We start from the raw sequence: 23464 nt of genomic DNA, 5'->3' as shown, positions 1-23464 counted from the left end.
AGCCGGGGCCGTCCGTACGCACAGGACAACTGGGAGGAACGGGAGCAGACCGAATTCGATCAAGGAATGATCGACGGCGTCTGGGAACGTATGACTGAAAACCGGCGTTGAATGACCGAACGCCATGGGGGTGGAGCAACGTCCGCTCCGGAATGATGAATTCGCTCGCATTCACTTCACTCCTCGGGTGCGGGTGCTCACACAGGACGGGGGTCGTGTGCACGCAACAACGCAGCAGCGAGCGGCGGACCATCGGCCGTACTTCTTCTTGAGTTACGCACATACACCGGGGTACGGCGGTGGAACGGACCCCGACATGTGGGTCGAGCGGCTCTTCCAGGATCTCTGCGGCCATGTGATGGCCATGACCGATCTGCCCGCGGGCGCGCCCGCGGGCTTCATAGACCGCGAGATACGCTCCGGCGAGGGCTGGTCGGAACGGCTCGGTGAGGTGCTCGCCACCTGCCGGGTGTTCGTTCCGCTGTTCTCGCCGCGCTATTTCGCCAGTGAGATGTGCGGCAAGGAGTGGTACGCCTTCGCTCAGCGCGCCATCCATCACCGGGCCCGCTCCAACCAGCGCGCCGAGGCGATCGTTCCGGCGCTCTGGGTGCCCGTACCGCCGAGCCAGCTTCCGGGACCGGCCGAGCGATTACAGTTCAACCACCGCGATTTCGGGGACCGTTACGTCAGTGACGGACTCTACGGACTGATCAAGCTCAGGCTCTTCGCCGAGGAGTACGAGCGCGCGGTGTACGAACTCGCCAAGCGCATCGTCAACGTCGCCGACACCATCAGGCTCGGCACCGGGCGCCCCGTCGACTACCGGCTGGCCCCCAGCGCCTTCGGTCCGCCGAACAGCGGAGTCGGCGGCCCCCGCCCCATGCAGGTGACCATCGCCGCCCCCACCCGGCACGACCTGCCCGAAGGGCGCAACGTCGAGTACTACGGCGACAATCCGCAGGACTGGAACCCCTACCACCCGGCCGCCGCCCGTCCTCTGGCCTATGTCGCCGAGGACCTGGTGCGCTCCCTCAACTACCAGGCCACCGTCTCCTCCTTCGACGAGGAGTCCGGGCACCCGGAGGGCAAACAGCCGCCCAGCAGGCCGGAGATCCTGCTCGTCGACCGCTGGGCCCTGCAGGACGAGGACCGGTGCCGACGGCTCGCCGCCTTCGACGCCGAGAACCGCCCCTGGGTGACGATGGTCGTGCCGTGGAACCGCGAGGACCCCGAAAGCCGCGCCGCCGAGGCCGAGTTGACCGAGAAGCTCGAACAGACCATGCCGACCAAGATGCGTCAGGGACGGGCCTACTGCCGGGTCGCAGCCAAGGGCGTACCCAGCATGGATGCCTTCGGGCAGATCCTGCCGCAGGTGGTCGAGGTGGCGGCCCAGCAGTATCTGAGACACGCGGCGGTCTACCCGCCCGCCACCGGCGGCGGGCACACCGAACGGACACGGTTGATGGGGCCGATGGCGCAGACGAACTACATCCCCGAGACACACGACCCTGCGACGGATGCGGAGGACACGGATGACGGCCAGTCGTGACGGGCGCATCGTCACCTTCTACTCGTACAAGGGCGGCACCGGGCGCACCATGGCCCTGGCCAACACCGCCTGGATACTCGCCGCCAACGGAAAGCGGGTACTGGCCGTCGACTGGGACCTGGAGGCACCGGGGCTCCACCGGTTCTTCCACCCGTTCCTCGACCCGTCGACCCTCGGTGCCACCACCGGTGTCATCGATCTGATCACCGAGTACGCGTGGGCCGCGACCAGCCCCGTCCAGCGCGCCGACGACTGGCACCGCGACTACGCCCGCATCCAGCCGCACGCCGTGTCCCTCACGCCCGAGGCGCTCGGCTGGGAGTTCCCGCACGGCGGGACCCTCGACTTCGTCTCCGCCGGACGGCAGAACCGCGAATACTCCGCGACCGTCTCCACCTTCGACTGGGACAACTTCTACGACCGGCTCGGCGGCGGCCATTTCTTCGACGCCCTGCGCGACGACATGAAGGCCAATTACGACTACGTCCTGATCGACAGCCGGACCGGCCTCAGCGACATCGCCGACATCTGCACCGTCCACCTGCCCGACATCCTGGTCGACTGCTTCACCCTCAGCGACCAGTCCATCGACGGCGCCGCCTCCGTCGCCCGGCAGATCTCCGAGCGCTACACCGGCCGCCCCATCTCCATCTTCCCCGTCCCGATGCGCATCGACGAGGGCGAGAAGGAGAAAGCCGATGCCGGACGGGCACTGGCCCGGCTGAAGTTCGACCGGCTGCCGCGCGATCTGTCCGGTGACGAACTCACCGCCTACTGGGGCGCGGTGGAGATTCCGTACCGCCCCTACTACGCGTACGAGGAGACCCTCGCCACCTTCGGCGACGAGGCCGGCCTCACCAACTCGCTGCTCTCCGCCTTCGAACGCCTGACCTCCGTCATCACCGACCAGCAGATCACCTCGATGCCGCCGGTCGGCGAAGAGGTACGGCTGCGCATCCGTGACGCGTTCACCCGGCGCAGGCCCGCGCTGCCGGCCGATCTCTTCCTCAGCTATGTGGCGGAGAACCGGATGTGGGCCGACTGGATCGAATCCGTGCTCACCCGGGCCGGGTTCCGTGTCGTGCCGCGCGATGTGTCCGCCGAGCACGAGACACCGCAACCGGCGACCGCCACCGAGAACGCGGCCCGTACCGTGGTGCTGCTGTCCAGCGCCTACCTCAAGTCGCAGCGTGCGGTGAACCTCTGGGACCGCGCCGTGGCGGAGGACCCCGGCGGCGGCCGGCGCCATCTCCTGCCGCTCAGGGTCGGTGACGTCCGGCTGTCCGCGCCCTACATCGACCGCAACCCCGTCGACCTCTTCCGGCTCGACGAGGTGCATGCCACCGCCGCCCTGCTGCGCGCCCTGGACCGGCCCGTACAGCTCACCGACGGTGTGTCGCCCGGACCGCGCTTCCCCGGCACCGTCCCCAGGATCTGGAACGCGCCGCCGCGCAACCCCGGCTTCACCGGCCGCTCCCTGGTCCTGGAGCGGATGCGCGACCAGCTCGGCGGCGGCATGGCCGTCGTGCTGCCGCAGCCGCAGACCCTGTACGGACTCGGCGGCGTCGGCAAGACCCAGGTCGCCCTGGAGTACGTGCACCGCTTCATGGCCGACTACGACCTGGTCTGGTGGATATCGTCCGAGCAGACCGACGACGTGGTGGCCTCGCTCGCCGAGCTCGCCGTCCGGCTCGGCGCCCAGGGCGGCGACGACATGGCGGCCGCCTCCCAGGAGGCCGTGGACCTGCTGCGGCGCGGTGTGCCCTCGGACCGCTGGCTGCTGGTCTTCGACAACGCCGACGACCCCGAGCGGCTCAGGCGCTACTTCCCGCAGGGCGGCTCCGGGCACATCCTGGTCACCTCCCGGAACCAGGCATGGTCCCAGCACGGCGACGCACTGCCCGTCGACGTCTTCCTGCGCGAGGAGTCCATCGAGCACCTCCAGCGCCGGGCTCCGGGGCTGAGCGAGGAGGACGCCGCGCAGGTGGCCACCGCGGTCGGCGACCTGCCGCTCGCCGTCGAACAGGCGGCGGCCTGGATCGCGGAGACCGCCACCCCGATCGACACCTATCTGGAGCAGCTGGCGCAGCAGGCCCCGGAGGTCCTGGCGCTCAACCAGCCGGCCGGATACCCGGAGCCGGTCGCCGCCACCTGGAACATCTCCATCGAGCGCCTGAAGGAGCGCTCGCCCGCCGCGGTGCGGCTGCTCCAGCTCTGCGCCTTCTTCGCCCCCGAGCCGATCTCGGGGAACCTCCTCTACAGCAAGGAGATGATCGAGGCACTGAAGCCGTACGACGCCTCGCTCCAGGAGAAGCTGGTGCTGGGCCGGGTCATCCGGGAGATCGGCCGGTTCGCCCTCGCCAAGGTCGACCAGGTCTCCAACTCCATCCAGGTGCACCGGCTCGTCCAGGCCGTCATCCGGGCGCAGCTCAGCGAGGAGGAGCAGCGGGATGCCCGGCACGCCGTCCACCGCATCCTGGCGGGCGCCCGGCCGGATGACGACGAGCCGATCGACAACCCCTCCACCTGGCCGCAGTTCGCCACCATCTGGCCGCACCTCGGCCCGTCCGACGCCCGCAATTGCAGGGAGCCGGAGGCCCGCAGGCTGCTGATCGACCGTGTCCGCTACCTCTGGAAGCGAGGTGACTTCAGGACCGCCGCCACGCTCTGCGAGGAGCTGCGCGCCATCTGGAAGGAGACACTGGGGGAGCGGGACATCCAGTACCTCTACCTCTGCTTCCATCTCGCCAACATCTACCGCTCGCGCGGCCGTTACGTGGAGGCGCGGGAGCTGGACGAGATCACCCTGGCGATGCAGCAGGAGGTCCTGGGCCCGGAGCACCCGCACACGTACATGAGCACCAGCAGCCTGGCGACCGACCTCGGCACGCTCGGCGAGTACACCAGGGCGATCGAGCTGGCGACCGAGGCCACCGACGGGTTCAACCAGATCTTCCACGATTCGCACCCGCGGACCCTGGCGGCGGCCAACAACCTGGCGTTCACCCTGCGGTCCATCGGGCAGTACGCCAGGGCCAGGGAGATCGACCAGGACGTCTTCGACCGGCGCGTCGAGGTGCTCGGCGCGGAGCACCCGTACAGCCTCTCCTCGGCCATGAACCTGGCCCGCGACCTGCGCGACGTCGGACGGTACGAGGACGCGGTCGGCATCCTCAGCCGCACGTACGACAGTTACAAGGCCACGCTCGGCCGGGCCTTCCCCGGCACGCTGAGCGCGGCGAAGAGCCTGGCGGTGTCGCTGCGCCGGGCGGGCAGACTGGAGGACGCGCGCAGGCTCACGGTGGCCACCCGTGCCAGATACCGGGCCAAGTACACCGCCGCCAACCCGGAGTCGCTGGCCTGTGACCTCAATCTGGCGGCCGACCTGTACGCGGCGGGTGAGGCGGCCGAGGCCAGGGACACCGCGCAGGAGGTCGTCGATCAGTACATGAAGGTGCCGGGGGAGAAGCACCCGTACACCCTGGCCGCCCTGAACAACCTCGGCGTCTACCAGCTGGGGGCCGGTGCGGTGGAGGAGTCGGAGCAGGTGCTGACCCGGGTGGTCGCGTCGATGCGGGAGGTGTACGGGCCGGAGCACCCCAACACCCTGTTCTGCGTCATGAACCTGGCCAACGCCACGGCCGAACGCGGCGATCTCGACATCGTGCTGGAGACCGAACGGAAGGTGGCGGGACAGCTCAGGCACGTCATCGGGGCGCACCACCCGGAGACCCTGGCCATGATGTCGAACATGGCGGTCACGCTCGATGCGATGGGGCGCAAGGGCGAGGCGATGCGGCTGAGGGCGGAGACGGTCGACGAGCTGTCCCGGCAGCTCGGCGACGACCATCCGATGACCCGGATCGCCCGGGACGAGCGCCGGTTCGAACGTGAACTGGAACCGATGCAGGTATGAGCAGCGGGGAGCGTCCGGCCGCGACCGGACGCTCCCCTTCTCCCGGGCCCGTTCCTCAGCAGGCGGCCGGTTCCAGCAGCCAGTTGAGGATCCTGGGCAGCGCGTGCAGCGCGTCGAAGTGCGCGGCCGCCGGTTCCACCACGACGGTGGAGTTCGGGATGCGCTCGGCCAGCCAGCGGGAGTGGCCCACCGGAGAGAACACATCCTTCTCGCCGTGCCACAGCATCACCGCACCGGTGATGTCCGCGGGGTCGAACCCCCATGGAGAGCTGAACGCGATCGCGTCGTCGATCCACCCCCATGCCGAAGTGCGCAACCCCTCACGGTAGTTGCGCAGCAGCATGGTGCGGACCCCGGCATCGTTGACCACCATCCGGTCGGAGTCCGTCAGCTCCCGGCGCAGATCGTCGATGAGCCGGACCGGGTTCTTCCTGATCACCGCGGACCGTGAGATGAACGACTCCGCGAGCCCGTCCGGATCGGCCGCCGCGGTGGAGTACGCCAGCACATTGGAGGCGGCCATCCCGTCGAACCAGTCGAGGCCGTCGGCACCCCAGGGGGCCAGCCCGACCAGTGCGGCGGTACGGGTGACCCGCTCGGGCATCAGCGCGGCACAGGCCAGGGCATGCGGGGCACCACCGGAGCGGCCCACCACGGCGAACCGCTCCAGCCCGAGGTGGTCCGCGATGGCCCGTACGTCCTGGACGGCATCGGCGACACAGCGGCCCGGCAGCCGGTCGGATTCGCCGTATCCCGGCCGGTCGTAGGTGATCAGCTGGGTCTTGCGCTGGTACAGCACCATGCCGCGCGGAGCCGGACCGAGCCTGCTGCCGGGCATTCCGTGCAGCAGAAAGACCGGTCTGCCGCGGGGATCTCCCAGACGCTCCACCACCAGATGCCGCCCGTCCGTTGCGCGCACCCGACTACGCACTCCGTGCCTCCTCCGTATGGTGCGGGCACCGCGTGCCCGGCTTTTCCCCGCCCAATTCGATGATGGACCATCAGAGCACGTACAGGGACGGCGTGTTGGGTAAAGGTGGAGGTCTTGGAGGGCGCGGTGGCGCTTTTGGCCGGGGGCGTGGGGCGGCTCGGCTTCGGTGAGGGCGCCGAGGGAGATCCTGCAGGGCCCTGTTCTCGTACAGCTATGGCCCCTGAACCGCCCGCCCCGCTGTTCCTGCCGTCTCCGCCCTCGCCGCCGCGGCCGACGGCGAGTTCGACCGACTTGTGAAGACCGCCGTTCTGGCCGAGTGGGGCCCGGGGGATTGCCGGTGTCGGCGGGCGGAGTCTCCCCGGGGCATCGCTGGGCAGCGTGTGGTCAGGCGAAGATCTTCCAGCGGTTGCTGAGGTCCTCGGCCAGTGCGTCGTAGGAGGGACCGGCCTTGTCCCAGAAGTGTTCAACGTCGCTCACGGACGTGTCGTCGAGGGTTTTGGCCCTGTCCCAGACGTCTGTGGAGGTGTCACTCGCGGCCTTGAAGGCGCTGAGGATCAGGTTCCGGGATTCCGGGTGGGCTTTCCCGGATTCCTTGAGGCTTGCTGTCAGAGCGTCGTTCAGGGCGGAGAGGCCTTCCTTGTTCTTTGTCTCCCTGTCTTCGACTCCGGAGGCCAGGTCGTCCGCGGTGATCTTTCCCTCGTGGGCCTGGCGCAGTAGCGAGGAGATGTCCTTCTTGCTGTCGGCGAGCAGGCCGAGCTCTCCTTGCAGGGTGTCCGCGAAGGCCTTCTTGGCGTCGACGGGGAGCTTGCTGTAGTCGTCGTCGGTGAGTCCGGACGCGCTCTCGGGACGCCCGGGGCGTGTTTCACCGGACGTGATCGCCGCGAGGGACTGCTTGTGATGGGTGTTCAGCTCGCTGAGGAGGGAGTAGAACTCGTCGTCGGTCATCTGCTGGTCGGCGCTGAGCGCTGTCATCGTGTCTCCTGGGCTGTTTCTTGTCCGTGGGTGCGGGGGTGGCGTGGGTCTTGGGCGGGAGGGGCGGGGCAGTCGTGCGGCTGCCCCGCCCGTCCGGTCCCTGCTGCCGTGCCGTGGCGTCCGGGCGGTTCACCGGATCGCTGTGACGGCCGGCTCAGCCGAAGATGCCGTGCCACCAGTTGACGAGGCCCTGCACCTTGTCCTCGAACCAGTCGACGACCTTGTTCCACAGCTCCTTGAGCTTGTCGACGAGCTGCTGGAAGAATTCCTTGACCTTGTTCCAGACGTTGTCGATGATCCAATCACCGGCGCTCTTGAAAGCGGCAAGGATCTCGTTCTGCTTTTCCGGGTGTGCGTGCCCCGCCTTCTTGAGCTCGTTGGTCAGGTCGTCCTGATCCTTTCCGAACTTGTCTTTGTTGTCTTCCTTCTGCTGGTCCAGCTGACTGTCGAAATCGTCCTCGCTGATGCTGCCCGAGTTGCGCTTGTCCGCAATGTCGGAGACATGGCTCTGGTTGTTCGTCGCCTGGTTCGAGTTGTTGTCCCGGGACACCCCGAAAGCATCGATTGCACTCTGGGGCAGGTCACGGTAGTCGTCGTTCTCCGTGATCCCCTCGGGCAGCTGGAAGGGGGCAGGCTTCGGGCGGCCGGCGGTGATCGCGGCGAGGGTCGCCTTGTGGTGGGCGTTGATCTGGTCGAGGAGTGTGTCGAACTCTTCCTGGGTCAGCTGGGGGGCGGCGGCTTGCGTGGTCATGGGTACCGTCTCTTTCGTTTTTAGGTGAACGAATCAAGCGCGGACAGGAATGACGTAAAGATTTCAAACGCTGGACCGCGCGGAACTGTCCTGCGATGCAAGATGGCATGCGGGAACCGGGGTTCGGCACGAAGAAGTTCTCGGAACTCACCCTGCTGAACGCTGAACACTTCTATCGCGCTGCGCTGCCCCGCCGCCACCCTCACCGGAAACATCCACCGGTACGAGTCGAGAATGCACCCGTGGGAGCTGCGATTCTCAAATCAACAATTGAAATTTCGACAGGAAGGGCCCGTGGACTTCCCGAGCGAGACCGCAGCTCTCAAGCGCGTCCATTGCCTTTATTTCCCTGGCCCCGCCCGCAAGGGCCGAGCCCGCTGGGGCATGCGCCGGAAGACCGCTCTGAACGCGTTCGGCATCGGCTTCCACAGTGCACTCTCGCGGTCCGGTCAATTCCAACCGCCCCGGAGCCTCGTTCGATTGACGGGCCCGTTCCTGGCACTCGGTCACCAGTTGGCATCAGGCGGGCTCCCCCAGCACCGCGCACCACTTGTGCAACGGGTGACCGGACGATCGCCCCGGCAAGTTGACGCGACGGGAAAACGGCTCGCTCTGCAACACCGGCCGCCCCGCTGGCGAGGTGACTGGGACGTTGGCGGTCGCCCGGCTTTGCCAGGGGTTTCGTTCGTCCATGAACGAACCTGCCGCCCTGCTTGGGTGGTTGGCCGCCTTTGAGGTCGTAGACCCGCGGCGGTGCCGTCCGACGCATCACTCGGTCGGAACGGAGTCGGCCGAGGATGCAGGGGTGCAGCCCTCGCCCATCGACTGCGAGATGGACTTTGGTGGTCAGCCCACCCCGAGACCGGCGGAGGGTCTGCCTCGCCTCCGCTCGTTGCGGATCTTCCGGTTTGTCCTCGCGGGGTTCCCCTCTTTTACGAGCCCGGCCGCGTGTTGGCGGGCATGATTGATCGTGGAGTCCACGGAAACCTTCCACTCCACCTTGCCCACCGTGTCGTCACGGACCTGGACACCGCATCCGTCAGTTCACCTTGACCAGCCACGACAGAAGCCTGTCGGTACTACCCGCGCGCGAACGTTACAAATGCGGCCCATGTGTCACGTCCGACCCGCAGTACCGGCCCGCCGGCCGCGACCTTCGAGTCCCGTACGTACATCGCACCGGCGTCGGCGGCCACCTCCACGCAGTCGCCACCGCCCGATCCGCTGTAGCTGCTCTTGGACCAGCGCAGCTCGTCAACGCTCTCGGTTACCTGCTCCACGCTCATGTCTCTCCCACCAGCCGTTCGATGAGCCGCGCAGACGCCTCGACGTTCAGGGCCTGCGATCGCAGCTTGCCATATCGCAACCCGAAGGCGCTGACCTCTGCCGGATCACTGATGACACACCCGACCTCCTGAGACTCGATGTACCCGAGGCGGCGGAGTTCCTTCGTCTCCACCAGGACGAACGGTCCGTCGAGACCCGAATGGAATCCGAGCCCGGCAGGCATGACCTGAACCTCCACCGTGCGCGACGTGCCTACTTCCAAGAGGCGCTGCCACTGTCCGCGCATCACCTCGGCGCCGCCCACCGGGTTGCGCAACGCCTCCTCCCCGATGATGAACGAAAGCTCTGCCACCGGGTCCCGGGTCAGCAGCTTCTGCCTGCTCAGCCGCGCTTCCGTGTGCTGGTCGATGATCTCCTTGCTGAGCGGCGGGCAGTGGCCGCCGAACACGGCCCGTGCGTACGCCTCCGTCTGCAACAGGCCCGGCACCAGCAGCGGGTCGTACGAGAAGCGGCTCAGCACCTCCGCCTCGATGAGGGCGAAGTTGCGGAAGAACTGCGGGAGCTTCGCCCGGTCCACATCGACCTGGAGTACTTCCAGCAACCCGCCCGCTGTCAGCACCCGGTCCGCCGCGACGGTGAACGCCTCCTTCGCGGGCCGTCGTCCCTGCTCGACCGAGGCGACCTGTTCCAGGGAGTAGCCGATGGCGTCCCCGAGCGCCTGCTGGTTCAACTCGGCCCGTTTGCGCAGGTGCTGGAGGAGCCTGCCGTAGGCCACCCACACCCCCGGCAGGTCGCTGTCCCCCTTCGTCTTCGCCGCGCGGCTGTTCCGTGTATCGCGCATGGTCCTCACGCCCTTTCCGCCACCGTTCGCGCCCGTCCGCCAGCCACTTGTAGCGTTCCTCAACTCCACTACGGCTGGGCAATGTTCAACGGAAAGGCCATTTCCGGGGACACGGCCCCGGTCCCGTACGGCACCCGTACAGGACCCGTACAACTCAGGGCGGTGCTGCTCCGCCCGGCCCGTACCGCCGCTCTTCCGTACGGTCGTTGCACCTGGTCAGCGGTGGCGGCGGAGTCCGACGATGACGTCGTGACGCACCAGGAGAGCATCCCCCTTGAATCACCGGCCCCCACCGCCGAGTTCAGCCTTCGCCTCAGCAGTACCCGCCGTGGCGCCCGGCTGGCCCGCACCCTTGCCGTCCAGCAGCTCACCGAGTGGTGCGGCGGCCCGTACGACTCCGAGACCGCTCGAACCGTGGCCCTCGTCACCGCCGAGCTGTCCGCCAATGCCATCACCCACGGCCGCCTCCCCGGCCGTGACTTCAGGCTGACGCTGCTCCTTCTGCCCCATGCCATCCGTATCGAGGTGACCGACACCCGACCGGAGCGCCTGCCGTCTGTTCCGGCGGCGGGACCCGCGTCCGCCGATGCGACCTCGGGCCGCGGCCTGCTGCTCGTCGAGGCGTACGCGGATCGTTGGGGCTGCACCGTCCGCGACGCGTACACCAAAACGGTCTGGGCGGAGGTGCGGCACTCCCCCTGAGAATCAGTCGACCGTCGAGCCGAACGGCGGCCGGGCACCGGTGGTGTCGTCCGGCTTGCGCAGGGACACCAGGAGGGTGACAAGCGTGCCCGCCACCGCCCATGCGGACAGCACCAGCAGTGGTCCGGTGACCGCGTTGCCCCTGAAGTACGCGATCGAGCGGGCCACCCAGGTGCCCGCCCCGGGCGGCAGCGCGGGGCCGATCGCCCGCCAGAAGTCGGGGAGCATCGGCAGCGGAAAGGCGCCGCCGGCGCTCGGGTTGCCCGCGATCACCACGATCAGGACGGCCAGGCCGATGCCGACGATGCCGGTGAGGGCCTGGAGGGCGAGGGTGAGCATGCCGACCGCGAAGACGGTCAGCGCTCCCAGCCCCGACAGGCCCCAGAAGCTTCCGGGCAGGGCGCCGAGGATCGGGCCGATGATGACCGCGCCGCCGATTCCACCGACGACGGAGTACAGCGCCATGACGCCGGTCCGGATCAGCGCGCGCTGCCGGTTGGCGGGCTTGGAGCCGGCGCTGATCGCCAGGATCGAGGCGCAGAGGTAGCCGCCGACGCACCAGCCCACGACCAGGTAGAAGGACGAGATGCCGTTGAAGTCCTGACCGGAGGCGGGGGCCAGGTCCACGGAGCGCACCGTGCGCTGCTGGGCCAGATCGGCCTTCGTGATGATCTTCGTCAGGGTGTCGGCCATGGAGGTTCCCCCGCCGGAGGCGACGAGGACGGTGTCGGTGGTGCTGGTGGGGCTGACGATCAGGGCGCCGTCGATCTCGCGGTTCAGGATCTGCTCGCGGGCCGTGGCCGCGTCGGCGACCGTACGGGGGTCCAGCGGGCCGCCCGGGAGATTCTTCAGCTCGGTGAGGAGCTGTGCGGACATCTGCCGGGGCGCGACGACCCCGAAGGGTACGTCCGTCGGCTTCGGCCTGTGCAGTGCCCCGACGTAGGACGCGATGAACAGCAGTTGCAGTCCGAGCACGCCGATGACAAGCAGCGCGGCCCGTGGAGTGACGGCGTTCTTCACCTCGTCAGCGAAAGTCATGCCCCAACGGTCCGGGGCTTCGGCCGTTCGTGCAGGCGGGACTGGGCCGAATGGCTGACCGGAGAGCCGGTCCGGGGTCGGGGGCGTGCCGCGCCCGGGGTCGGGAGCGTGCCGCGCCCGGGGCGGCGCGCGGGGTCGGGAGTGTGCCGCGCCCGGGGCGGCGCGCGGGATCGGGCGAGGCCGGTTCGGGCGGGGGAGGCGACAGTTTCAGCCACTGGTTACGAGCCCTCCAGATGCGTTCAGGTGTTCGAATTAAGTCGTTGACCGGGTCTGGTGAGGGTTAGAGTAATCGAACGGACGTACGATGGAGGGATCGGGCGTATGGCTGAAATGGGGTGGAGAACGGAGGTGCGACATGGCGGGCTACGCCCATCTGCACGTCGCGTCCGGATACTCCGCTCGCTACGGCGCCGCCCACCCCGAGCACCTTGTCCGGCGGGCGGCCGAGCGCGGCATGACGGCGCTCGCGCTCACCGACCGGGACACGGTCACGGGGACGGTGCGGTTCGCGCAGGCGTGTGCCGGGGCCGGTGTCCGGCCGGTCTTCGGTGTCGACCTGGCGGTGGAGGCTCTCGCGCCGCCGCCTCCTGTGCGGCGGCGGCGCACCCCGGCGCGCGGTGGTGCGCACGTGGTCGAACCGCCGCTGCGGATCGTGCTGCTCGCGCGGAACCGGGCAGGGTGGGCGCGGCTGTGCCGCATCACCTCGGCCGCGCACGCCGGGACCGCGGGCGGTGCGGCGCCGGTGGTCCCGTGGGAGGCGCTGCGCGAACACGGCGGCCCCGGCCTGATCGTGCTGCTCGGGCCGCTCTCGGAGCCGGTACGCGCGCTGGCGGCGGGCCGGGAGGACGTGGCGGCGAAGCTGCTGGCGCCGTGGCGGGAGATCTTCGGCGGCGGGATTCGGCTGGAGACCGTCCTGCACGATCGGCCCGGCACCGGGCCGGGATCGCTGCGGCTGGCCGCCCGGACCCTCGCGCTGGCCGACCGCACCCGTACCACCGCCGTGCTCTCCAACGCCGTCCGCTACGCCGACCCCGGCCAGCACCGGCTCGCCGATGTCCTGGACGCCGCGCGGCTGCTGCGGCCCATCGACCGGCGCCGCCTGGACAGCGGGCAGCGCTGGCTCAAGGACGAGAGGGCCATGGCGGGCATCGCGCGGCTGATCGCCGAATGCGCGGGGGCGGGACCCCGGCGGGCGGACCGTCTGCTGGCGGACACCGTCGCCACGGCGGCGGCGTGCACCGTCGATCCCGCGGCGGATCTGGGGCTGGGTACGCCGCACTTCCCGGAGGCGGAAGTGCTCGGCGCCGGGCCCGGGGCGGGCGGCGCGGCACAGTTGCTGCGCCGGCGGAGCGAGGCCGGTATGGCCCGGCGCGGTCTGGACCACGACCGCGCCGCGCTCGATCGGCTGGACGAAGAGCTCGCCGTGATCTCCCGGCTGAACTTCGACTCGTACTTCCTCGCCGTCGGACAGGTCGTGGCCGACATCCGGGAGAAGGGCATCCGGGTCGCGGCCCGCGGCTCGGGCGCCGGGTCGATGGTCTGCCACGCCCTGGGCATAGCCACCGCCAACCCGCTCGACCACCACCTGCTGTTCGAACGCTTCCTGAGCGTGCGGCGGGCGTCGCTTCCGGACATCGACATCGACGTGGAGTCCGCCAGGAGGCTGGAGTGCTACGACACGATCTTCGAACGGTTCGGCAAGGAGCGCGTGGCGGTCACCGCGATGCCCGAGACCTACCGGGCCCGTCGAGCCCTGCGGGACACCGGCCTGGCTCTGGGGATCGCACCGGCGGAGGTCGACCGGATCGCCAAGAGTTTCCCGCATCTGCGGGCGTCGGACATCACCGGCGCGCTCGCCGAACTGCCCGAACTGCGTCAGCTGGCGGCCGAGGCGGGACGGTACGGGCCGCTGTGGGAGCTTGCCGAAGGGCTCGACTCCCTGATCCATGGCATGGCCATGCACCCCTGCGGCGTGGTCATCAGCGACGCGACGCTTCTGGACCGGCTGCCGGTGCAGCCCACCCCCCAGGGCGACTACCCGATGGCCATGGCGGCCAAGGAGGAGATCGAGGCGCTGGGCAACATCAAACTGGACGTCCTGGGTGTACGGATGCAGTCCGCGATGGCGCACGCGGTCGCCGAGATCGAACGGACGACCGGCAACCGCATCGACCTGGACGACCCGCGGCAGGTGCCGCTCGACGACGTCTTCGCATTCAAGATCATCCAGGAGAGCCGGACCCTGGGCCTGTTCCAGCTCGAATCCCCCGGCCAGCAGGACCTTCTGTCCCGGCTGCAGCCCCGCGACCCGCAGGACGTCATCGCCGACATCAGCCTCTTCCGCCCCGGGCCGGTCGCCGGGGGGATGCCCGAGCGGTACGTCGCGGCCCGCCACGGCGGCAATCCCTCCTACGCCCACCCGGACCTCGAACCCGTGCTCGCCGACACCTACGGCGTGACCATCTGGCACGAACAGATCATCGAGACGCTGTCGGTGCTGACCGGTTGCGACCGGGCCCTGGCCGAGGTCGCCCGGCGGGCGCTCGGTGACAAGGACCGGCTGCCCCGGATCAAGGGCTGGTTCCACCGCCAGGCGGGAGCCCGCGGCTACAGCGCGAAGGTCCGGGACGAGGTGTGGAGCACCGTCGAGGCCTTCGGCGCCTACGGCTTCTGCCGGGCGCACGCGGTCGCCTTCGCCGTACCGGCCCTGCAGAGCGCCTGGCTCAAGGCGCACTACCCGGCGTTCCTGCTGGCCGGGCTGCTCGAACACGACCCCGGTATGTGGCCCAAGCGCGTCCTCGTCGCCGATGCCCGCCGGCACGGCGTTCCCGTCCTGCCCGTCGACGTCAACCGCTCCGGGGCGGAGCACACCGTGGAGCGGGCCGACGGGGAGCAGTGGGGCGTGCGGCTCGCGCTGTCCGCGGTGCGCGGCATCAGCGAGGGGGAGTGTGCCCGGATCGAGGAGGGCCGGCCGTACGGATCGCTGTCGGACTTCTGGCAGCGGGCCCGTCCCAGCAGGCCGGTCGCCGAACGCCTCGCGGAGATCGGTGCCCTGGGCACTCTCCACGACGGGCGGCTCACACGGCGCGATCTGCTCCTGCAGATCACCGAACTCCACCGGCAGTCCCGCCACCGGTCCGCGGGCAGGGGCCAGTTGCCCATCGACGCGGACGCGGCCGGAGGGGCGGAGCCGAGCGGCCTGCCCGAAATGACCGGGCGCGAGGCCCTGAACGCGGAGCTGAACACGCTCGGCATCGACGTCTCCAAGCACTTGATGGAGCATCACCACCGGCTGCTGCGGGAGATCGGCGCGACCGACGCGGCCCACCTGGCGGCAGCGCGGGCAGGTCGGCAGGTGCTGGTCGCCGGGGTGCGGGCCTCGACCCAGACCCCGCCGATCGCCAGCGGCAGGCGCATCATCTTCGTCACCCTGGAGGACGGTTCCGGCCTGGTCGACCTGGCCTTCTTCGAAGACTCCCACCCGGCCTGCGCGCACACCGTCTTCCACAGCGGGCTGCTGCTGGTCCGCGGCACGGTCCAGGTGCGCGGCACCCGCCGCACCGTCGTCGGCACCATGGCCTGGGACCTGGACCGGATCGCCGCCGCCCGCCGCGACTACGGCCCCGAAGCCGCCCTCACCCTCCTCGGCGCCGATCACCCGCACCCGACCCCCGCGCAGCCGCGGCGGACCCTGGCCGACGGTACCGCGGGGGCCCGGCTGCACCCGTACGCCGACCTGCAACCCGCCGGCAGCCGCTCGGCCGACCTGAAGAAGCTCGGCTACACCAGCCCGGGGAGCGCAGGATGACCACGCGCCGGCGGTACATCGCCCACCTCCATCTGCACGCCGCGCCGAGTGAGGACCAGTACGACGACATCATCGAACTGATGTCCGGTATCACGCCTCATGTCCAGGCCGTCCCGCCCCATGCCGTCCAGCTCGACCTGACGTCGGCGCTCAGATACTTCGGCCTGTCTCCCTACGACGTCGTCCAGTTGGCGAAGCTCAGGCTGAAGGCCCTCTACGGCATCGACAGCAGCGCCGGGCTCGCGGGCAACCGCATGCTGGCCGCCATGGCGGCCGACGCGTCCGCGCCGGGGGACACCACCTGGGTTCCCGCCGGGCAGGCCGCCGACTGGCTGTACCCGCGGCCGGTCACCGCGCTGCCGGGGATCGGCCGCGCCACAGCGGAAACGCTCAACCGATACGGCCTGCACACCATCGGCCAGGTCGCCGACGTACCGGCGGCGACCCTGCAGCGTCTTCTCGGCGCCGGCCCCGCCCGGCTGCTGGCCGAGCGTTCCCGAGGCCGCGATCCCCGCCCGGTCGCACCGCTGGAACCGGCGCAGCACCTGACCGCCGACCTGGTGCTGGACCGGGACTGCCTCGACCCGGCGCTCCATCACCGGGCCGTCGTGGGACTCGCCGACCGGATCGGCCAGCGCCTGCGCGGCGAGAGCCAGGTCACCGGCCGCCTCACCCTCACGGTGCGGTACGCCGACCGCAGTTCCACCACGCGGACGCGTCCACTGCCGGAATCCACCAACCACTCGCCCGTCCTTGGCACGGCTGCCCTGGGACTGCTGGCCTCCCTCGGGCTGCAACGGGCACGTGTCCGTGCGTTCGTGGTCCGTGCCGACGATCTGACGCCGGCCGGTGCCGCCCACCGCCAACTCTCCCTGGACTCCGGTGACGACCGCACCCGCGCCGCCGAAGCGGCCACGGACCGGGCCCGCCGCCGCTTCGGTCCAGAAGCCGTGTATCCCGCCGTTCTGGCCCCGGGGACCGCCGGGCGGCCCCTCGCGCGCCGGCATCCGGAGATCAGCGCGAAGCCGGCGGGGGCGCCGAGCGCACCGACAGCGCAAACCCGGCGTCGTCCTGGGTGTCGAAGTAGGTGAAACCCGAGCGGTCGCTCCTCCGGCCGCTCATCAGCACCTCCAGGCCGAGCTCCTGACCGGCTTCCTCGCCGCGGTCGACGTCCTCGACGGAGAAGCCGAGGTGGAAGACCCCTTCGCCCCGCGTGTCGAGGAACCTGCGCTGCGGGCAGTCGAGCTGCGGTGGCTGACACAACTGGAGTTGCACGCCACCGAGGTCCGCGCATTTGTACGTCAACGCGAAGAACGCCTCGCGGTTGGGCATCGAAACCTCGGCCAGGGCAGTCGGATTCGCGAAATCCCGCCATGGGCCGATCCCCAGCGACGTGTAGTACCTGACGGACTCTTCCATGTCGCGGACAACGATGCATATGTGGTGAAGATCGCGAAAGGGGGAATTCAATTCTTCGTCCCATCTCTGTGGCGCAGCAGGTGTTTTCAGACCGGGAAGGATGTGGGTGGGGGAACAGCGGCTTCGATGAGGCACGGTCCGGGCTCCGCGAGGGCCTTGCGGAGCTGGTCCGCGAATTCCGCCACCGTAGTGGCCCTGGTGGCGGGTACGTCCATGCCCTTGGCCAGCGCGACGAAATCGAGCCGTGGCAGGTCCAGCAGCGTCCTGCTCCGGTTGTCCCCGGCCTCGGCCCGGAGCAGGTCGAGTTCCACGCCGAGGATCGCGTACGAGGCATTGCTGAAGATCACCGTGGTGACGTCGAGCCCCTCACGTGCCTGGGTCCACAGGGCCTGCACGGTGTACATGGCGCTGCCGTCCGCCTGGAGGCTGATCACCGGACGGCCGGGACAGGCGATCGCCGCCCCCGTGGCCAGCGGAATCCCCTGGCCGATGGCGCCCCCGGTGAGAGTGAGCCAGTCGTGCGGCGGCGCGCCGGCGGTCGCCTGCGGAAGCCACCAGCCGGAGGTGATCGCCTCGTCCGAGACGATCGCCCCCTCCGGCAGCAGGGCACCGATGACCGCGGCGGCCTTCTCCGCGGTGAGCTCGCCGCCGGGCATCCCGGGCACGGTCCGCCGGGCCGGCACGGGACGGGCGTGCGGGGCCACGAGGTCGGCCAGTTCCCGGACGGCCGAGGCCCGGCCGCCCAGATCAAGCACCCGGCACCCCTCGGGCACCAGGTCGCTCGGCCGGCCCGGGTAGGCGAAGAACGCCACCGGGGGCGTCGCCCCGGCGAGGACGAGACTCCGCGCACCGGCCAGTTGGGTCTGGACCGTCTCTCCCCGGTAGGCCAGACGGTCCAGGTGCGGTATCCCCGCGCCGCGCTCCTGCCGGGCCGGTGTCGGCTCGGCCAGGATCCGCGCCCCGGTCGCCACCGCTATGCGGCTTGCCGCCTCCCGGCCCGGCCTCCGCAGCGCGTCACCGCCGAGCAGCAGCACGGCACCCGGGCCGCGAAGAAGTCTTCAAGGTGTCCATTGATCATTTCCAAGAGGCCCTTTCTTTGCGTGGCCCGCCCTACTTTTGGGCGCGCAGAAGAATCCGAAGGGAGGTAAATTTCACCTGATCGATCGAGCAGCTTCAAGCCAGAGCAATGATGCAACCAGTGGAGAGGGGGCTCTATGCGGCCGGCCGGCGCCCCCTGTTCACGGGGCCCACGGGCCACACGTGATTAATTCCCGAGGACGGAGTCCCGGTCGGATTCCCCGCGGACTTCGCCATCCGGCACGGAAGGGGAAAGGTCTCGCATGCCGCGCAGGGGTGAGAACAGAAGAGGAATGAAGGCCACACAGCTCGCGGCGGCGCAGGCGAACAACCCCTCGCGAGGTCCGAGCCATCCCGCCACCATGCCTCCCAGAATTGACCCGATCGGCATGACGCTCCACGTCAGGAAGCGCATGGTCGCGTTCATCCGCCCGAGCAGATGATCGGGCGTGACGGCCTGGCAGAAGCTGAGCTGGGCAACGTTGTAAACCACGCTCGTCAACGTGACGACGCCATTGGTGCACGCGCCGAGCCAGAGCGTCCACGAGGAGCCGACCATCGGCAGCAGCAGCGAAAACGGGCACCCGACGAGCAGAATCAACCACATGACTCTGCCGTGGCCCAGAGCACGGGACAGCCGATTGGCAGCGAGCGCGCCCAGCAGCCCCCCGAGGCCGCCGATGCTGAAGAAGGCGCCGATCCATCCGGGTGAGAGCTCCAACGTTCTCGCCAGAAACAGCATGGTCGCCGTGTAAATAGCATAACCAGTCAGATTCAACCACGCACTCGACCCTGCTATCGCGAGGAGTCGAGAATCGTTGCGCACCATGCGTAGCCCCGCAGCGACCTCCGGGATCATTCTTGACTTTTCTTCGCGGGCGGGTGCTTCCTCCACCACGTCGATGCGTACAACGCACCACGACGAAATCGCCAATCCAACACTGGTGACCACAAAGGAAATGGGGGCCGTGAGCAAGGCCACGAGTTGTCCGCCGAACGACGGTCCGCCGACCTCGAAGACCTGCTGGACGCCCGTTATCCTGGAGTTCGCTTCGAGGAGCTTCTCTCTCCCGGCGACCTGCGGCAGGAAGCTGTGATAGGCGACATCGTAGAATACGTTGCACGTGCCGAACAGGATGACGGCAGCGTAGAGCTGCCAGATGGTCAGAGTTCCGGTCCACCAGGACAGCGGAATGGAGAAGAGAACCAGGGCCCGGGCCAGCTGGGAGATGATGAGTACGCTGCGGCGGCGCACACGGTCGACCCAGACGCCGGCCGGCAGTCCCACCAGCAGGAAAGGAAGAGTCAGGAACGCCGAAACAAGGCCGACTTCGAACCCGCTGGCACTCAGGGCGAGTACCGCTGACAGCGGGATGGCTATCCGGGCAACGCTTACGCTCGCCGCGCTCACTGTTGTGGCAATGAACAGATTCCGAAATGCACGGTTCTGCAATAGTCCGTTATGGCGGCTTACGAAGATGACCACAGCTTCCATTTTTGGCATGACACAGGGGAAAGGTGTGCACGGGGAAATTGCCGAGAGGGAAAGGTGGCGAAACCGAAATCATTCGACTATTGGTGGCTGACGTGCAACAGCAGGTCGGAGGGCTCTTCGCATAGCTCCTCCCGCGGCATCATGAGCAATGGGGCATGCCGATCGCCCGTAGTCCATGGGTTCCTGACCGGGCTACGGACCTGGCCGCTCATGTCGGCCGTTCAACCCGTCTTGCGGGCCGCATAGTTGCACGTCTCCTTCCTCGATGAGCCGTTCCTTGCAATGGCATTGCCATTACTTGACTTTCGCAGGTGTGTTGCGGCGCTGGCGCTGCAATCACAGCTGGAACGCGGATTCCCTGATCTGTTGATTTTTGGCAGAAGCAACCTGATCACGTGCGAGTGAGGGTAGTCAAGGGCGCGCGACCGGGCGTGGGTCGTAATGGGCTGTCAAGCCTCCGAATGCAATTGGCTTGTTGGTGCCGGTCGAAAGCCGTCCGGTAAATGTTCGCTTTGCGCGGGGGCGTGTTGAGTCGCCCGTTGTGTGGTCGGCCCGGCCGTCCGGCGCGTGCGAGGTCGTGCGAGCGAGTGATGCCGAGCCCGGCATGGTGGCCGGAATCGGGGAGCGGGTCGGGCGACGCCGCGACGTTACCGCGGCCGGGCTCTGCCGTCCGCGCCGATATCGGGGCTCTCTCCAGGCCGACGTGGCCGAAATCAGCCTTCGGTGCAACTGATTTTTTTCTGGGCGTCGGAGCGGGGACGCCCAGGGGTTCCGTGCCCGCTCCCGCCGGTACGGCCCTCGCGCCGACGAGGCCGCCGCGTACGGGCGTCAGTTTTTACCGACGCGTAACTTCCCACGCCACCCTACTCGTGCGTAATTTGGCGTGAGTACACAGAAGGTCAGCAGTCAGAACTTGTGGTCCGGGCCGCAGGGCGCACAGCCATCGCAACTCCCTTGAGCCGCAAGGAGACCACACGATGCTGCCCTGGACCCGTGCGTCGCGTACCCCACGTACGCGGAGAACCCTCGCCGCACTGCTCCTCGCCGTCGCCGCCGTCGCCGCCCCCACGGCCACTGCCGCTGCAGCCACCCCCACTGCCGTCACCGCCACTTCCCGTGGCTGGAACGACTACTCCTGCAAGCCCTCCGCAGCCCACCCCCGCCCCGTCGTCCTGGTCCACGGAACCTTCGGGAACTCGATCGACAACTGGCTGGTCCTTGCCCCGTACCTCGTCAACCGGGGCTACTGCGTCTACTCACTGGACTACGGGCAGCTGCCCGGAGTGCCGCTCTTCAACGGCCTCGGTCCGATCGACAAGTCGGCCGGACAGCTCGCCGCGTTCGTCGACGAGGTGCTCGCCTCCACCGGGACGTCCGAGGTCGACGTCGTCGGCCACTCCCAGGGCGGCATGATGCCGAACTACTACCTGAAGTTCCTCGGCGGGGCCGCCAAGGTGAACGCCATGATCGGGCTGGCACCCGACAACCACGGCACCACCCTCCTCGGCCTGACGCAGCTGCTGCCGTACTTCCCGGGGGTGGAGGACCTGCTGAACGCCAACACGCCCGGCCTCGCCGACCAGGTGGCGGGATCCCCGTTCCTCACCAAGCTCAACGCGGGCGGCGACACCGTGCCGGGGGTGCGCTACACCGTCATCGCGACCCGGTACGACGAGGTCGTGACCCCGTACCGCACGCAGTTCCTGAGCGGGCCGAACGTGCACAACGTCCTGCTCCAGGACCTCTGTCCGGTCGATCTCTCCGAGCATGTGGCGATCGGCACCGTCGACCGGATCGCGTACCACGAAGTGGCGAATGCCCTGGACCCGGCACACGCCACCCCCACCACCTGCGCCTCGGTCGTCGGTTAGGGTCTTTCGTTTGGATCGGGCCAGTCCCCGCGAGCCCGGCGTGATCCAAACGAGAGGCCATAGGCGCACTGCCCCGCCCGGCGGCAGGACTGTGCCAGGAGACGCCCCGCCCCCGATGCCCCACGGCGCACCGGAGGCGGGGCGTTTCATACCGTGCGGGCCGCTGCTGTCGGCGGCGGATGGCACGATCGACTCATGACGACGATCGACTGGGACTCCGCGGCCGACTCCTTCGACGAGGAGCCCGACCACGGGCTGCTCGATCCGGTGGTCCGGCACGCCTGGGCGCGGCGGCTGGAGAGCTGGCTGCCCGGCGAGCGCTCCGAGGTCCTCGACCTGGGGTGCGGCACCGGAAGCCTCGCGCTGCTCGTCGCCGGGCAGGGGCACCGCGTCACCGCCGTCGACCGGTCGCCGCGCATGGTGGAGCAGGCGCGGGCCAAGCTCGCCGGCACGGGCACCGGGGTGCATCTCGGGGACGCGGCCCAACCGCCGGTCGGAAAGCAGCAGTTCGATGTGATCATGGCGAGACACGTCGTGTTCCTGCTGCCCGATCCGGCGGCGGTCCTGCGTCACTGGTTCACCCTGCTGCGGCCCGGCGGGCGGCTGATCCTGATCGAGGGTGTCTGGGGCGGAGTCGGCCTCTCCGCGGAGCGGCTGACCGGGCTGCTCTCGGAGCTCACCGAGCACATCCACCACGAGCCGCTCTCCGGCGACCCGACCCTGTGGGGCAAGCAGGTCGACGACGAGCGCTACGCCCTGGTGGCCCGCGCCGAACCACCGCACCGGCACACCGAGGTCGTCGATGTGCATCTGATCCTCCGCCGCGGCCCCGAGGTCCTGCTCGCCCGCCGGGCCAACACCGGGTATGCGGACGGGCTGTTCAACAGCCCGTCCGGGCACGTAGAGGACGGTGAGGACGTCCGCGAGGCGATGATCCGTGAGGCCGCCGAGGAGATCGGTGTCGAACTCGGCCCGGACGAACTGCGGGTGGCCCTGGTCATGCAGCACCGCGGCCCCGGCGGCAGTCCCCGGACCGGCTGGTTCTTCGAGGCGGAGTACGACCCGGCCCGGCCGCCGTACAACCGCGAACCGGACAAGTGCTCCGAACTGGCCTGGTTCCCGCTGGACGCCCTCCCGGACGACATCGTCGCCTACTGCCGGGCGGGACTCGACGGCTATCGCGCGGGGGAGCACTTCCTGATCCACTGGCACGAGGACGGCGACACCGTGGCGTACCAGCCGCACGGTATCCGCCGCGCGGTTCCGCTGCCCGCCGGTGGAGCCGGCACCGGCGGGGTTCACCACATCGAGCTGTGGGTGCCCGATCTGCCGGTGGCCGAGCAGGGCTGGGGCTGGCTGCTCGGCGAGCTGGGTCATGTCCCGTACCAGCGCTGGGAGCACGGCCGGAGCTGGCGGCGCGGCGACAGCTATGTGGTGGTGGAGCAGTCACCCGACCTGACCGGGGTGACGCACGACCGCCGCAGCCCCGGGCTCAACCACCTGGCGTTCCACGTCCGGGACCGGGCCACCCTCGACGGACTGGTGGCCAGGGCCCCCGAGCACGGCTGGCGGCAGCTCTTCCCGGACCGCTACCCGCACGCGGGCGGCGGCGGGCACACCGCCGCCTACCTGGAGGACGCGGCGGGGTACGAGGTGGAATTGGTCGCCGGAATCCCGCAAGCCCGCCCGGTACCGGAGGACCCGGCGCCGTACACCGATGTCTGGGCGCGGCGCCGGGACTAGTGCCGGTCACGGCACCAGAGGGCGACCGGCCCGGTCGGCCCGGACCAGAAGGTGTCCGACCCCG

15 protein-coding genes and 2 pseudogenes are annotated in these 23464 nt (G+C 69.2%); 7 read left to right on the top strand and 10 right to left on the bottom strand.

Annotation, left to right across the window (positions count from 1 at the left end):
- Positions 1 to 193 precede the first annotated feature (193 nt).
- Entirely contained in the window at positions 194 to 1549 is a 1356-nt protein-coding gene (gene fsxC, locus ACIOMQ_RS16570) for an FxsC protein (protein WP_401270016.1), read from the top strand.
- The gene (fxsT, locus tag ACIOMQ_RS16565; protein ID WP_362206332.1) at positions 1533 to 5465 is read left to right on the top strand and encodes an FxSxx-COOH system tetratricopeptide repeat protein; all 3933 of its coding nucleotides are present in this window, start codon (positions 1533 to 1535) and stop codon (positions 5463 to 5465) included. The genes fsxC and fxsT overlap by 17 nt, the downstream gene beginning before the upstream one ends.
- A gap of 55 nt (positions 5466 to 5520) precedes the next feature.
- On the opposite strand, the gene ACIOMQ_RS16560 is transcribed toward fxsT, so the two are convergent.
- From ACIOMQ_RS16560 to ACIOMQ_RS16535, 6 genes and pseudogenes are all read right to left on the bottom strand, one after another.
- Positions 5521 to 6396, bottom strand: coding sequence for an alpha/beta fold hydrolase (locus ACIOMQ_RS16560; RefSeq protein WP_362206331.1), 876 nt, complete (start codon positions 6394 to 6396; stop codon positions 5521 to 5523).
- Positions 6397 to 6780: 384 nt separating this feature from the next.
- Positions 6781 to 7368, bottom strand: coding sequence for a hypothetical protein (locus ACIOMQ_RS16555; protein ID WP_362206330.1), 588 nt, complete (start codon positions 7366 to 7368; stop codon positions 6781 to 6783).
- Positions 7369 to 7522: 154 nt separating this feature from the next.
- Positions 7523 to 8119, bottom strand: coding sequence for a hypothetical protein (locus tag ACIOMQ_RS16550; RefSeq protein ID WP_362206329.1), 597 nt, complete (start codon positions 8117 to 8119; stop codon positions 7523 to 7525).
- An 808-nt stretch (positions 8120 to 8927) separates the two neighbouring features.
- Positions 8928 to 9148: pseudogene (locus ACIOMQ_RS16545) on the bottom strand (IS5/IS1182 family transposase); the annotation flags it as partial.
- A gap of 50 nt (positions 9149 to 9198) precedes the next feature.
- The gene (locus tag ACIOMQ_RS16540) at positions 9199 to 9405 is read right to left on the bottom strand and encodes a DUF397 domain-containing protein (RefSeq protein ID WP_401755262.1); all 207 of its coding nucleotides are present in this window, start codon (positions 9403 to 9405) and stop codon (positions 9199 to 9201) included.
- A complete protein-coding gene (locus ACIOMQ_RS16535) occupies positions 9402 to 10247 on the bottom strand; it encodes a helix-turn-helix domain-containing protein (protein WP_401269965.1) in 846 nt (281 codons plus the stop codon). Before ACIOMQ_RS16535 ends, ACIOMQ_RS16540 begins: the two co-directional genes overlap by 4 nt.
- Before the next feature lie 81 nt (positions 10248 to 10328).
- Between ACIOMQ_RS16535 and ACIOMQ_RS16530 the strand changes: the two genes are divergently transcribed.
- A complete protein-coding gene (locus ACIOMQ_RS16530) occupies positions 10329 to 10949 on the top strand; it encodes an ATP-binding protein (protein ID WP_401755267.1) in 621 nt (206 codons plus the stop codon).
- 3 nt (positions 10950 to 10952) lie between these two features.
- Here the strand turns inward: ACIOMQ_RS16530 and ACIOMQ_RS16525 are convergent, their stop codons facing one another.
- Positions 10953 to 11987 (bottom strand): DUF3533 domain-containing protein, encoded by a 1035-nt coding sequence (locus ACIOMQ_RS16525; protein ID WP_362206325.1) that lies wholly within the window; start codon positions 11985 to 11987, stop codon positions 10953 to 10955.
- 355 nt (positions 11988 to 12342) lie between these two features.
- Between ACIOMQ_RS16525 and ACIOMQ_RS16520 the strand changes: the two genes are divergently transcribed.
- Positions 12343 to 15795 carry a DNA polymerase III subunit alpha gene (locus tag ACIOMQ_RS16520; protein WP_402189255.1) on the top strand — a complete coding sequence of 1151 codons (3453 nt, stop codon included), beginning with the start codon at positions 12343 to 12345 and terminating at the stop codon, positions 15793 to 15795.
- Positions 15792 to 16886 (top strand): DNA polymerase thumb domain-containing protein, encoded by a 1095-nt coding sequence (locus tag ACIOMQ_RS16515; RefSeq protein WP_401938898.1) that lies wholly within the window; start codon positions 15792 to 15794, stop codon positions 16884 to 16886. The genes ACIOMQ_RS16520 and ACIOMQ_RS16515 overlap by 4 nt, the downstream gene beginning before the upstream one ends.
- Here ACIOMQ_RS16515 and ACIOMQ_RS16510 read toward each other — a convergent pair.
- The 3 genes and pseudogenes from ACIOMQ_RS16510 to ACIOMQ_RS16500 all read right to left on the bottom strand — a co-directional run bounded on the left by ACIOMQ_RS16510 (position 16810) and on the right by ACIOMQ_RS16500 (position 19786).
- Positions 16810 to 17349 (bottom strand): VOC family protein, encoded by a 540-nt coding sequence (locus tag ACIOMQ_RS16510; RefSeq protein ID WP_401755273.1) that lies wholly within the window; start codon positions 17347 to 17349, stop codon positions 16810 to 16812. The two genes, ACIOMQ_RS16515 and ACIOMQ_RS16510, sit on opposite strands and share 77 nt — an antisense overlap.
- Positions 17301 to 18251 (bottom strand): annotated as a pseudogene (locus ACIOMQ_RS16505) (acetolactate synthase large subunit); the annotation flags it as partial. The gene ACIOMQ_RS16510 and the pseudogene ACIOMQ_RS16505, both read right to left, overlap by 49 nt.
- 227 nt (positions 18252 to 18478) lie before the next feature.
- Complete coding sequence (locus ACIOMQ_RS16500; RefSeq protein ID WP_401987165.1) at positions 18479 to 19786, bottom strand: MFS transporter; 1308 nt, start codon at positions 19784 to 19786, stop codon at positions 18479 to 18481.
- 977 nt (positions 19787 to 20763) lie between these two features.
- Here ACIOMQ_RS16500 and ACIOMQ_RS16495 point away from each other — a divergent pair.
- Positions 20764 to 21657: an esterase/lipase family protein gene (locus ACIOMQ_RS16495; RefSeq protein WP_401267559.1), complete on the top strand. Its 894-nt coding sequence runs from the start codon at positions 20764 to 20766 to the stop codon at positions 21655 to 21657.
- Positions 21658 to 21852: 195 nt separating this feature from the next.
- Positions 21853 to 23400: a methyltransferase domain-containing protein gene (locus ACIOMQ_RS16490; protein WP_362206319.1), complete on the top strand. Its 1548-nt coding sequence runs from the start codon at positions 21853 to 21855 to the stop codon at positions 23398 to 23400.
- Positions 23401 to 23464: the final 64 nt, after the last annotated feature.

The sequence above is a fragment of the Streptomyces sp. NPDC087845 genome, from assembly GCF_044742755.1.
Lineage (GTDB): Bacteria > Actinomycetota > Actinomycetes > Streptomycetales > Streptomycetaceae > Streptomyces.
This window is presented reverse-complemented; position numbering and strand designations above follow the sequence as displayed.

Coding starts and splice junctions, on each gene's coding strand:
- fxsT (WP_362206332.1), top strand. CDS start 1,533: ATGACGGCCAGTCGTGACGGGCGCATCGTCACCTTCTACTCGTACAAG.
- ACIOMQ_RS16555 (WP_362206330.1), bottom strand. CDS start 7,368: ATGACAGCGCTCAGCGCCGACCAGCAGATGACCGACGACGAGTTCTAC.
- ACIOMQ_RS16540 (WP_401755262.1), bottom strand. CDS start 9,405: ATGAGCGTGGAGCAGGTAACCGAGAGCGTTGACGAGCTGCGCTGGTCC.
- ACIOMQ_RS16515 (WP_401938898.1), top strand. CDS start 15,792: ATGACCACGCGCCGGCGGTACATCGCCCACCTCCATCTGCACGCCGCG.
- ACIOMQ_RS16520 (WP_402189255.1), top strand. CDS start 12,343: ATGGCGGGCTACGCCCATCTGCACGTCGCGTCCGGATACTCCGCTCGC.
- ACIOMQ_RS16495 (WP_401267559.1), top strand. CDS start 20,764: ATGCTGCCCTGGACCCGTGCGTCGCGTACCCCACGTACGCGGAGAACC.
- ACIOMQ_RS16550 (WP_362206329.1), bottom strand. CDS start 8,119: ATGACCACGCAAGCCGCCGCCCCCCAGCTGACCCAGGAAGAGTTCGAC.
- ACIOMQ_RS16525 (WP_362206325.1), bottom strand. CDS start 11,987: ATGACTTTCGCTGACGAGGTGAAGAACGCCGTCACTCCACGGGCCGCG.
- ACIOMQ_RS16490 (WP_362206319.1), top strand. CDS start 21,853: ATGACGACGATCGACTGGGACTCCGCGGCCGACTCCTTCGACGAGGAG.
- ACIOMQ_RS16500 (WP_401987165.1), bottom strand. CDS start 19,786: ATGGAAGCTGTGGTCATCTTCGTAAGCCGCCATAACGGACTATTGCAG.
- ACIOMQ_RS16530 (WP_401755267.1), top strand. CDS start 10,329: ATGTTCAACGGAAAGGCCATTTCCGGGGACACGGCCCCGGTCCCGTAC.
- ACIOMQ_RS16535 (WP_401269965.1), bottom strand. CDS start 10,247: ATGCGCGATACACGGAACAGCCGCGCGGCGAAGACGAAGGGGGACAGC.